This window comes from Pseudodesulfovibrio karagichevae, from assembly GCF_041414475.1.
Lineage (GTDB): Bacteria > Desulfobacterota > Desulfovibrionia > Desulfovibrionales > Desulfovibrionaceae > Pseudodesulfovibrio > Pseudodesulfovibrio karagichevae.
The window spans coordinates 63,021-73,040 of the sequence record NZ_JBGLYH010000015.1; the positions used below are offsets into that span (position 1 = coordinate 63,021).

Below are 10,020 nucleotides of genomic sequence, written 5' to 3' on the forward strand. Positions count from 1 at the left end.
ATGGCATTTTGTGGTGCGGGCGGAGGGACTCGAACCCCCAAACCGTGAGGTACCAGATCCTAAATCTGGCGCGTTTACCAATTCCGCCACGCCCGCAAAAAGAACGTGCTGTTTAAGCAAGCTCTCGCGCATATGTCAACACTATAGGGACGTCGCGGAGCCGGAAATCTACACTTCTCCGGGGTTTTCCGCCAATTCGTCGGCTATTTCCCGCAGGACGGCGATCAATTCGGGCATGTCTGAGGCCAGCACGTGGACCGCAGGTTCCCTGCCAAGTCCGCCCGGATCACCCAGGGCGCGGACCTTTTCCGGGCCCGCATGCGCCTTGAGAGTTTCCAGTCCGCCCCACTCCTCGAAGCTGCCGTTCCCGCCGGTGACGTATTCCGGCCGCCCCTCCCAATCCATCCAGGCTATTTCCATATCCAAGGCCTTGAGCGCGTCGAGCAGCGCCCCGCCGCCGCTTAAGGTCATGGCGCAATGCACCTCGGGCCGCACCCGGCGGGCGGCCAGCAGCAGGGAGGCCGCGCGCACCGACGCACCGAACTCGGGATAGCCGACCACGTCCACCCGGCCCCGGACCGTGGTGATGAACCCGCCCGAAAACCCGGCCACGTCCGAAAGAGAATCGGCGAAGGGCACGGCCACGGCCACGTTGGCCCGGCCGCTCGGCAGCATGGCCTTGAGCCCGGGCCTGGCGGCCAGCCGCCGCCCCAGGTCGTCCACCGAGGCCAGAACGTCGGCCCTGGCCCGCTCCTTGATCCACGGCGCGAGGTGATTCGGCGGTCCGCCCCCCTGCCCGAGCCGGCATCCGGCGCGCAGGGCCAGGTTCAGATACTCCTGGCCGCGCAGGATGGCCACGCCCATGTCCAGCCCCTTGGCCAGCCCGGTGGCGATGGCCGAGGACAGGGTGCAGCCGGTGCCGTGGGTGCAATCCGTGTCCACCCGCCGCTGCATGAACGGGATCGGATCCGTGCCGGGCGTCATGTACCAGTCGGTCACGGCCAGGGAATCGGCGTGCCCGCCCTTGATGAGCACCGCCTTGGGCCCCATCTTGAGGAGCAGCTTCCCGGCCAGGAAGACGTCCTCCCGGCTCTCGATCTTCATGCCGGTGAACAGCTCGGCCTCGGGCAGGTTCGGCGTCAGCAGGTCGGCAAGTGGGAACATCCGGTCGACCATGGCCTCCACCGCGTCGTCCTGCAGCAGCTTGCCGCCGGACGTGGCCACGCAGACCGGGTCCACCACCAGCGGAAAGGTCTTCTTCCGCAGCAGCGCGGCCACGGCCTCGATGATGGGGGCGGAAAAGAGCATGCCGGTCTTGGCCGCGTCGACCTTGATGTCGTCGAGCACGGTCTTGAGCTGCAGGGCCACGAACTTGGCCGAGGGAGCATGGATGCCGGTCACGGCGGCGGTGTTCTGGGCGGTCAGGGCGGTGATCACGCTGGCCCCGTACCCGCCGAGCATGGTGATGGTCTTGAGATCGGCCTGGATGCCCGCCCCGCCGCCGGAGTCGGACCCGGCGATGGTCAGGACGCAAGGAAGTCTATCCATGGTTTTCCTCCCAGAAAACACTCACCGGCAAAAAACAACGATCGCCGGAGGGTGACGACACCAGCATCCGACAATCGCAGTAAAAAACGGAGACGGCCCGATGGCCGCCGATCAACCGCAGGAAAGCTTGACGTAATCCTCGATGGAGACGCCGTTCCAGGCCTTGCTGACCCAGTAGGCCGTGGCCCATATCATCAGGGCGGTGGCCTGGAGGTCCGTCAGGCGGCGCAGCTTCACCTCGAGGTTGCTCTTGCTCGCGCCATGCTGGATGTGCACGCTGTGCTCGTCGCACGCCTCCTCCACCCGAAGCAGCAGGTACGCCTGCTTGGACTGGTTGGGCAGCAGCTTCACTTCCTTGTGGGATTCGAGGATGGTCTTGAGCTCGGCAACGGAAAAATCGCTCGACACGTTGCGGATGGATTTGAAAAAGACGTCAACGGCCCAGGGCAGGATGAATTCGGCTCCGGCACTCTTGGTCTTGAAATAGTCCTTGAGCCACTTTTCCTGATCATGGGTAATTCTAGCAGCGACCTGGGGCATACCGTCTCCTCCAAATGAACCGGCGAAACTTAGTACCTGATAGTATATTTGGCAGTAGCTATATAAAGGAAACGGCCGAATCAATCAAGAGTTTTTCTAGAAGAAGGTTAAAACAATTACGGCCGTTACCCGTTGAGAACAGTCTTCAATTGGCGGAACAACGTCAGCAGGAGCGCGTCGGGAGCGTCGTTGCCGTCGATGTTCAGCCGGATGATCTCCGTGACCGTGTTCCGGCTGGGCGTGACCGTCTTCTTGGCCACCAGAACGATGTTCTGTTCGCGGCCGCCCTCGGCGCTCTCGGTGCGCACCACGAGCACCCAGTGGCCGTCCTGCCGTTTCCAGGAGGTCTCCACCGCCACGGTGGCCGACTCCTTGCGCTCGATGAGCTGGACGAAGTCCTTGAGGGAGAAATGCTTGCCCTTGCCCTGCACGCCGAGGAACTCGCCGCCAGAGGCGATGACCAGCGGGCTGGCCAGGAACTCCGCGGGCGGGAAGTCGATGCCGGAGCCGTCGCCCTGCCCGGACGACAGCCTGCGCTTGAGCGAGGCGACTTCCTCGCGCAGCGTGCGGACGGCCTCCTCCTGTCTGGCCGACTCGGCTTCGCGCCTGGCCGACTCGGCCTCGCGCTCGGCCCGCAGGGCGGCCACCTCGTCCCGCAGGGAACGGATCTCACTGCGGAACAGGGACTGGTTGTCCAGCGCGTCGGACATCCGCGCCAGGACCCCGGCCAGGTCCTGCATGGCGCTGGACGAAATCGGTTGTTCAAATTGTTGATCAGACCGTTGATCATTCATTAACAACCCGAACTTCAAAGCTAATTCTTGTTCAATTTGTTCAGTTGACCAATTGTCGTTGAACATTTTCCGAATCCTCCTGAAGATTTCCAAGACCTCGACAGGATACCGCGTCCGGCGTCCACCGCCGCCCTCGGAAGGGATGAACCGTTCAAATTTATCCTTGTAATACACGATAGTGGACGGCGGTATATCCAACCGCCTGCCCACCTCGCGCAAACTGATAAATTTCTTGTTCACCCCTAAAGCCCCTGTTGATCATTAATCATTTAATTGATCATTATTAAGAATATATCGCCATGTCAACCTATTTTTGCACAACGATGAACACAATTGATCAAGACAAAAGCCGCAAAAAAAAGGTGCGGCGCACAGAGCGCCGCACCTCAGCGGAATCGATCCATATGGCGAAAGACTACTTTTCCAGTTCGCCGCGAACTTCCTTAAGGGACTGGAGGATGGTCTGCATCTTGTCGCGCAGGGCCTGGTCGTCGAGCGTGTTGCCGAGGTAGGCGGACTTCATGGCCATCTCGTTGACCATGTCCAGGGCGAGGAGCCGCTTCATCTGGAGCGGGAGGCCCTCCTCCATCTTGACCATGCGGCCGTCAAGTTGGGAGACGTCCTGGCGTAGTTCGCCCAGACTCTTCACCTCTTCGGTGAGCCCGGCGATATTCCTGTTCATGCCGAAAAAGAAGATGACCAACAGGACGACCACGAGCAGGGAGACGATGACCGCGACCTTGCTCATGTCCCGGCTGGTGGCGTTGGCGGCCGATGCGGGCGCGGCTTGCTGCCCGGTTTCGGCAGTGGTTTCCTTATTCACCTGAACAGCCTCCAATTTATGGATTTTATTTCCCTCGGAACCCATTTCACTCTCCATTGATTGTGCATTACTCGATACTATCGACTCAACGCATTATCATATACTGCACCCCGGGAGAGGAATCAAGGCCGGTGCGTCTCCAAGGTCCGATCTCCCTGTTTTCCACACCATATCCCTCGAAAGCGTTATTCTTTCTCTCAATATTATGCAATTTTCTTGACACACGACGCCGTATGTTGAATACGATTTAGCTGCGGTGAAACTTTTGCATTACAACATCGGACTCGGAACAGTTGCTTCGGCACTGTATGTTTGAAGGTCCGAGCAACAAGGAGATTTATATGGAAGATTACTTGCAAGAGGCATTGGAGATTGTGAAGGCGCAGGCAAGCGTGCGGACCATGACCGAGGAAGAGATCACCTCCATGGTACAGAAACTGGCCGCCGGCATCAAAGCCATTGCCGAAGGCGACGTGGTTGAGAGCGCCACCTCCGCCGCCGTCGATCCCCAGAAGGCAATCCGGGAGAAGTCCATTCTCTGCTGTGCCTGCGGCAAGTCTTTCAAGGTGCTTACGAAGAAGCATCTTGCCACGCACGGCCTGACCCCGGAAGAATACCGGGAACAGTGCGGCTACAAGAAGAAGTTGCCCCTGGTCTGCAAGTCCCTGCAAAGGGAACGCCGCAAGAAGATGAAAGAGATGCAACTCTGGACCAAACGCACAACCGCAAAGAAAAAGTAACGTTTCGGTCTAATTCAAGTAAATGCAAGGGAGTGACGGTGTATACCGCCACTCCCTTTCACTATGTCGCAATGCGCGTATGGAGTATCCGACAGGCGAGCCCGTCGCGGAAAGGGATGAACCGCTCCCCTTCCCGGTGAACCGCGCCACCGGGGCCGCCTCGTTTCCGCCCGCCCGGCATCCATCGAATCTCAAAGCTTGTTGATCTTGCAGGCGGCGCAGGCCGCGCCGAAGCCGTTGTCGATGTTGACCACGGTCACGCCGCTGGCGCAGGAGGTGAGCATGCCGAGCAGGGCCGACAGGCCGGAGAAGGACGCCCCGTAGCCGACCGAGGTGGGCACGGCGATGATGGGCTGGGAGACCAGGCCGCCGATGACGCTGGACAAGGCCCCTTCCATGCCCGCGATGACGATGATCACCCGCGCCTTGCGAAGGTCGTCGAGCCGGTCCAGCAAGCGGTGGATGCCCGCCACGCCCACGTCGGAGGTGATCCGGGCGTGGCTGCCGAGCATCTCGCAGGTGACGCGGGCCTCCTCGGCCACGCTCAGATCCGAGGTCCCGGCCGTGACGATGGCGATTTCCCCCTCCTGGTAGGCGATGGGCTTCCGGGCCAGGGTCAGGGTCCGCCCCATGGCGTTGTACTCCGCGTCCGGGCAGACGGACAGCACGTGATCGGCCATCTCCCGCGACACGCGGGTGGCCAGGATATTGGCGCGGTCGCCCATGCGCGTGAATATCTCGCCCACCTGCTCCGGGGTCTTGCCCTCGCCGTAGATAACCTCGGGGAAGCCGTTGCGCAGGGCGCGGTGCAGGTCGAACTTGGTGTGTCCCAGGTCCATGTACGGGAGGTCGCGCAACCGCTCGATCCCGTTCTCGACCGAGACCCTGCCGTCGCGGATTCCGGACAGCAGTTCGGTCAATGCGTCGTTGGTCATGTCGTTACTCCTTGGGGCCGGACGCTTCCGGCTCGTTGAGGCTGCCCACACGGTAGCCCGCCAGGTCCACGGCCACATGCCGGTAGCCCAGCACCTTCAGGCGGTCGTCGATCAGCTTCCTTGCGCCGCTCTCCAGGCAGGCCGCAATATCGTCGGATGGCAGCTCGATGCGGGCCACGTCTCCGTGGCTGCGCAGCCTGACCGAGGCGAAGCCCAGGCCTTTCAAATAGCTTTCCCCCGCGTCGATGCGCTTGAGTTCCGCCTCCTCCACCCTTGTACCGTGGGGCAGGCGCGTAAGCAGGCACGCCCCGGCGGGCTTGTTCCAGGTGGGCAGGTCATACTCCAGCGAGAGGTCGCGGATGTCCTGCTTGGTCAACCCGGCGTCGAGCAGCGGGCTGCGCACACCCAGTTCCCTGGCCGCCCTGCGGCCGGGCCGATGGTCGCCCAGGTCGTCGAGGTTGCTGCCGTCGAGGATGTGCCGGATGTTCTCCTCCCCGGCGATGCGGACAAGCTCGCCGAACAGCGTGCGCTTGCACAGGTAACAGCGCTCCGGAGGATTATCGCGGAGGTCGTCGGGAATGGGCAGCCCTACGAGCATGTGGCGGACGCCGAGGGTCCTGGCGAATTCAACGGCGCAGGCCGTCTCCGCCTCGGGGGAATACGGCGTGGCGAACGTCACCGCCAGGACGGACTCGCCCACGGCGCGCTTTGCGGCGTACAGCAACAGGGCGCTGTCCACGCCACCGGAAAAGGCCACCAGCACGCGCTCCAGGCCATATATCTCGGCCAGCAGCGCGGCATATTGTTTCTTCTGCTGTTGGGTGAGGGACATGGCGCTACTCCTTGTCCAGCCCGGCGATGAGGGCATAGACCTCGGCCAGGGGAAGGCCGTTTCGCCGGGCCATTTCCCGGCACTCCTCGTATTCCGGCTTGGATCGCAGGATCTCGCCGTCGAGCAGCGCCCGCTTCATGGTCACCGGCCCGAGCGGAGTCTCGAGGGTATCGAACCGCCGCTCCAGCTCCGTCTTTTCCAGGGCAAAGCTCTTCACCCCGAGGGTCGCGGTGTGCCGGAAGAGAAGCTCCTTGAAACGCCCTTCGTCCGCCTCGGCGCAGAGCAGGGAGAGCATGGTCGCCGGACGGTTCTTCTTCATGATGGTGGGCGTGAAGTGGACGTCCATGGCCCCCTGCTCCAGAAGCAGGTCCATGGTATGGCCGAGCATCTCCCCGGTCATGTCGTCGATGTTGCACTGCAGCAGACGCGCCCGGCTGACCTTGGCGAGGGAGGACCGGGCCACCTCGGCCAGGTGGACGCGCAGCAGGTTGGGCCGCAACGGCGACTTCCGATGCCCCACGCCGTAGCCGGTCCTGGTGACCGTCATGGACGGGGTTGAGGTGAATTCATCGGCCAGTTCGGCGACGATGGCCGCGCCCGTGGGCGTGGTGGACTCCATGTCCGTACCGCCGCTGACGGTCGGGATGCCGTGGAGGATCTCCACCGTGGCCGGAGCGGGCACGGGAATGACGCCGTGGGCGCAACGGACGAACCCGCTGCCCAGCTCCACCGGCGAGGCCCAGACCGCGTCCACGCCCAGCCAGTGATAGCAGATGGCCGCTCCGACGATGTCCACGATGGAGTCGGTGGCCCCGACCTCGTGAAAACGAACCTCGTCCACGGGCCTGCCGTGCACCCTGGCCTCGGCCTCGGCTACGCGGCGGAATATGCCCAGGCTGGTCTCCTTGACCGCGTCCGCCAGGCCGCTATGCATGATGATCTCGCGGATGTCCGCGAAGCTGCGGTGCGGGCCGTGGACGTGCGCCTCATCCCCATGCGCATGGACATGGCCTTCATGGCCGTCGTGATGGTGGGCATGGTCAGAGGCGTGGTCGTGGCCATGAACATGGTCGTGGGCATGGCCGTGCTCCTCACCGGCTTCAGCCGCCAGGCGGACATCCACGCGCGTGCCGTGAATGCCGTTGCGGGCGTCCCGGGTGACGTCCAGCCGGAACTCGTCCCCCAGGCCGAGCTTGTCCAGCTCCGCCCGCAGGAACTCCGGCTCCACGCCGAGGTCGATCATGGCGGCCAGATTCATGTCGCCGCTGATCCCGGCGAAGCAGTCGTAGTAAAGTATCTTCATGTTCTTGCATCCTGACGATGGGACAGCGGCCCCCTCGCCCTTTGTCTCGGTTCATTGAATATTCGCCATATCCCAAGCTAGTTGGCGGTTGCCCGATACTCGCCAATCCGGCAGGAAGGCCATACGGCGCGCAGTTCTCCGTTGTCTCCGTAAAGGCGGCGCTCTCCGCCTGATCACGGCATGGAATATAACCATGGGCGCGCCTGGTTGCGTGCACATTTATGGAGGATTTTTGCCTGATCGTCCGGAACTGCGAATGAGCGGATAGAAAAATGGCCGCCCCCAAGATAGAATAAGCGTTTCAACGGGGCTTATCATTCCTTGTGCCGCCGGATTCGCCTTCCGTCATCGCCCGTGTCGCCGGCGAAAGCGGATGGGAAGCCGCTGAAACAGGAGGCGGCCAGACCGGAACGGCATGATGAACCGGACAGCGCCGAGCAGCACTACTGTCATGACAAGGATGTTCACGGTCAGGGAACAAATGAGTCCCCCCGACAGCCAATGGCCCAGTGAAGTGATTGTGGACGGTATTTCCATCAGATTCATAATCTGCCCCTTTGCTTTTTCCGAGGAGAAATCCCCCGGTGAGTTTACTTCCATACAATAGGGCACTTCGGACGGATCCGGTAGACGAATCCTCTTTTGTTATTGCACATTCCTCCAAAAGAGCATTTCTTCGACAGAGCGAACGCCGTACTTTAATGCCTGTTCGTGTCGATCACCCGCGCATCAAACCTTCCGCTGCGCTGCGCGCCCTCTTCGTTGAGTCGGGTCGACATGATGTGGAGGGGATCCCCTGCGCCATCGGCAGACCGAGAGAGGGGCCCACCGGGCGGTCCGAGGCTGCAGGATTGGCAAGGGCAACGGTAGTACGCCCGGCCACGGCCCATCATTGCTTCAGCAGCGCAACGGCCAAGAGTGCGCAGGTTTCCCGATTCGTGATGAAAAATCCACCATGGGCAGGCATGCCCTGGCAGGCATGCCCTGGCAGGCAAGATAGAAGGCCCGGGGGATGATCCCGGACCTTTGTTATTGTTTCAGCATTCGTTCCAGCATCAGGTCCAAGGTGTCGTCGATCCGCTTCCATCCGGCTTCGGACTGCAGGTCAACCCCGCCCAGGCTGCGGTGTCTGCGCGACCGGACGGCCAGGAAATTGACCGCCCCCGCCAGGATCATGACCAGCGCGGACAGGTCCACCTCCTCGGGCGGATCGGACTGCATCAATTCGAAGAACTCCAGCGCGGTCTTGACCCGGACCTCCTCGAGGGCGCGGGTCAGGTCGTTGCGCACGACGCCTTCCCAGGCCAGGATCTCGAGGGTCTGCGGCCTGCGCAGTATGGCCCTCAGATACCGCTTGAAGAACTGGGACATGAGCTCATGCGGGGCCATCTCCCGGATCCGCTCCGCATCCTCGCCGAGCAGCTCCTCGGCCGTGGGCCAGAAGTCCACGGTCCGGCCATACTCGGCCACAAGCCCTTGCAACCCGTGGTAATACCGGTAGATCAACTTCTTATCCACTCCGGCCTCACGGGCGATCATATTGACGCCCAGACGCTGGAACCCGACCTCGGCAAGCACCTTGCCCACGGCCCTGACCAGCTTCTGCTTGGTGATTTCCTTGTTCCGGATGGGTATGACCTTGGGAACAGCTTTCAAAGTCGCCATAACCCCTCCTTACGCTAAAATAATCCGGCTAAGATCAGTATCTCAGACACATCCATGCCCCGCAAGGTTATTTCTCGCAATAGGGCGCACTTGGCTTGGACCATGAAATATGTTCGAATTGGAGAGGCATGCACGCCTCAAGAAACTTCGAGGCCTTCCTTCAAACATCGCTTGGCGAAAACCACGAAAGACTAAGACACTCCACCATGATCAGACAAGGCGAATGGACCTTCACCGGGGCATCAGGCAAGGATTATATCTTCACCCTGTTGCCCAAAAGCGAGGGTTTGCCGACATCAGCGGGCGTCTTCATCCTCGCGTACACGCACCTTCGCGGCCACATGGCGGGCTGGCAGGCAAATCTCCTGCACATCGGCCAGGGCGACAATATGTCCTTGTCCCTGACCGCGCAAACGGAAGAGGACGCCAAGAAGAGTTTCATCTGGAACAGCAATTTCGTATTCGTGGAGCCGGACGCTTCCGCCAGGGAGCAATGCGTACGGGACCTGGAAAAGCGCGGCCCGAAATACTTCGAGATCAAAGGCGGCTGAGCTCGGTATGAACAGGCAGACATACAAGGTCTCTCACTCTCCGAGGAGCGCCGCCTGAGAAGAGCCGTAGAGGCCGTTCTTTGTCGCGAGCGCCCCGCCCCCAAGCGCGGGTATCTCCCCCGTCCGCAACGCAAAAAGCCCTCAGTCGTTTGACTGAGGGCTTTTGAAATATTCCTTGGCGGCGACCTACTTTCCCACACGCTACCATGCAGTATCATCGGCGATGGAGGGCTTAACTACCGGGTTCGGAATGGGACCGGGTGTACCCCCTCCTCCTTGGCCACCAAGA

10 protein-coding genes, 1 tRNA gene, 1 rRNA gene and 1 pseudogene are annotated in these 10,020 nt (G+C 61.5%); 2 read left to right on the forward strand and 11 right to left on the reverse strand.

Going from position 1 to position 10,020, the window contains the following annotated elements:
• Window positions 1–11: 11 nt before the first annotated feature.
• From AB6M95_RS07480 to AB6M95_RS07505, 6 genes and pseudogenes are all read right to left on the reverse strand, one after another.
• Window positions 12–96 (reverse strand) — tRNA-Leu (locus tag AB6M95_RS07480).
• 72 nt (window positions 97–168) lie between these two features.
• Window positions 169–1,548, reverse strand: a complete 1,380-nt coding sequence (gene thiD, locus AB6M95_RS07485; RefSeq protein WP_371386115.1) for a bifunctional hydroxymethylpyrimidine kinase/phosphomethylpyrimidine kinase — start codon at window positions 1,546–1,548, stop codon at window positions 169–171.
• 111 nt (window positions 1,549–1,659) lie between these two features.
• Complete coding sequence (locus AB6M95_RS07490) at window positions 1,660–2,088, reverse strand: hypothetical protein (protein ID WP_066804797.1); 429 nt, start codon at window positions 2,086–2,088, stop codon at window positions 1,660–1,662.
• Between the two features lie 125 nt (window positions 2,089–2,213).
• Window positions 2,214–2,828: a hypothetical protein gene (locus AB6M95_RS07495; protein ID WP_371386125.1), complete on the reverse strand. Its 615-nt coding sequence runs from the start codon at window positions 2,826–2,828 to the stop codon at window positions 2,214–2,216.
• An 87-nt stretch (window positions 2,829–2,915) separates the two neighbouring features.
• A pseudogene (locus tag AB6M95_RS07500) lies at window positions 2,916–3,122 on the reverse strand (MerR family transcriptional regulator); the annotation flags it as partial.
• 175 nt (window positions 3,123–3,297) lie between these two features.
• A complete protein-coding gene (locus tag AB6M95_RS07505) occupies window positions 3,298–3,705 on the reverse strand; it encodes a hypothetical protein (RefSeq protein WP_371386116.1) in 408 nt (135 codons plus the stop codon).
• 341 nt (window positions 3,706–4,046) lie between these two features.
• On the opposite strand from AB6M95_RS07505, the gene AB6M95_RS07510 reads away from it, so the two are divergent.
• Entirely contained in the window at window positions 4,047–4,445 is a 399-nt protein-coding gene (locus AB6M95_RS07510) for a Ros/MucR family transcriptional regulator (RefSeq protein WP_371386117.1), read from the forward strand.
• Between the two features lie 191 nt (window positions 4,446–4,636).
• Here AB6M95_RS07510 and larB read toward each other — a convergent pair whose 3' ends face one another.
• The 4 genes from larB to AB6M95_RS07530 form a co-directional block, all read right to left on the reverse strand.
• Window positions 4,637–5,380: a nickel pincer cofactor biosynthesis protein LarB gene (gene larB / locus AB6M95_RS07515; RefSeq protein ID WP_371386118.1), complete on the reverse strand. Its 744-nt coding sequence runs from the start codon at window positions 5,378–5,380 to the stop codon at window positions 4,637–4,639.
• A gap of 4 nt (window positions 5,381–5,384) precedes the next feature.
• Window positions 5,385–6,212 (reverse strand): ATP-dependent sacrificial sulfur transferase LarE, encoded by an 828-nt coding sequence (larE, locus tag AB6M95_RS07520; protein WP_371386120.1) that lies wholly within the window; start codon window positions 6,210–6,212, stop codon window positions 5,385–5,387.
• Between the two features lie 4 nt (window positions 6,213–6,216).
• The gene (gene larC, locus AB6M95_RS07525; RefSeq protein WP_371386121.1) at window positions 6,217–7,515 is read right to left on the reverse strand and encodes a nickel pincer cofactor biosynthesis protein LarC; all 1,299 of its coding nucleotides are present in this window, start codon (window positions 7,513–7,515) and stop codon (window positions 6,217–6,219) included.
• Between the two features lie 1,029 nt (window positions 7,516–8,544).
• On the reverse strand, window positions 8,545–9,180 hold the full coding sequence (locus tag AB6M95_RS07530) for a TetR/AcrR family transcriptional regulator (protein ID WP_371386122.1): 636 nt from the start codon (window positions 9,178–9,180) through the stop codon (window positions 8,545–8,547).
• Window positions 9,181–9,308: 128 nt separating this feature from the next.
• Between AB6M95_RS07530 and AB6M95_RS07535 the strand changes: the two genes are divergently transcribed.
• Window positions 9,309–9,731: a hypothetical protein gene (locus AB6M95_RS07535; RefSeq protein WP_371386123.1), complete on the forward strand. Its 423-nt coding sequence runs from the start codon at window positions 9,309–9,311 to the stop codon at window positions 9,729–9,731.
• A gap of 173 nt (window positions 9,732–9,904) precedes the next feature.
• Here AB6M95_RS07535 and rrf read toward each other — a convergent pair.
• Window positions 9,905–10,019: ribosomal RNA gene (gene rrf / locus AB6M95_RS07540) — 5S ribosomal RNA — on the reverse strand.
• Between the last annotated feature and the right edge of the window lies 1 nt (window position 10,020).

Bases quoted from the DNA above. Each gene is read 5' to 3' on its own strand.
- thiD (WP_371386115.1), bottom strand. From the start codon at position 1,548: ATGGATAGACTTCCTTGCGTCCTGACCATCGCCGGGTCCGACTCCGGC.
- AB6M95_RS07490 (WP_066804797.1), bottom strand. From the start codon at position 2,088: ATGCCCCAGGTCGCTGCTAGAATTACCCATGATCAGGAAAAGTGGCTC.
- AB6M95_RS07495 (WP_371386125.1), bottom strand. From the start codon at position 2,828: ATGCAGGACCTGGCCGGGGTCCTGGCGCGGATGTCCGACGCGCTGGAC.
- AB6M95_RS07510 (WP_371386117.1), top strand. From the start codon at position 4,047: ATGGAAGATTACTTGCAAGAGGCATTGGAGATTGTGAAGGCGCAGGCA.
- larB (WP_371386118.1), bottom strand. From the start codon at position 5,380: ATGACCAACGACGCATTGACCGAACTGCTGTCCGGAATCCGCGACGGC.
- larE (WP_371386120.1), bottom strand. From the start codon at position 6,212: ATGTCCCTCACCCAACAGCAGAAGAAACAATATGCCGCGCTGCTGGCC.
- larC (WP_371386121.1), bottom strand. From the start codon at position 7,515: ATGAAGATACTTTACTACGACTGCTTCGCCGGGATCAGCGGCGACATG.
- AB6M95_RS07530 (WP_371386122.1), bottom strand. From the start codon at position 9,180: ATGGCGACTTTGAAAGCTGTTCCCAAGGTCATACCCATCCGGAACAAG.
- AB6M95_RS07535 (WP_371386123.1), top strand. From the start codon at position 9,309: ATGCACGCCTCAAGAAACTTCGAGGCCTTCCTTCAAACATCGCTTGGC.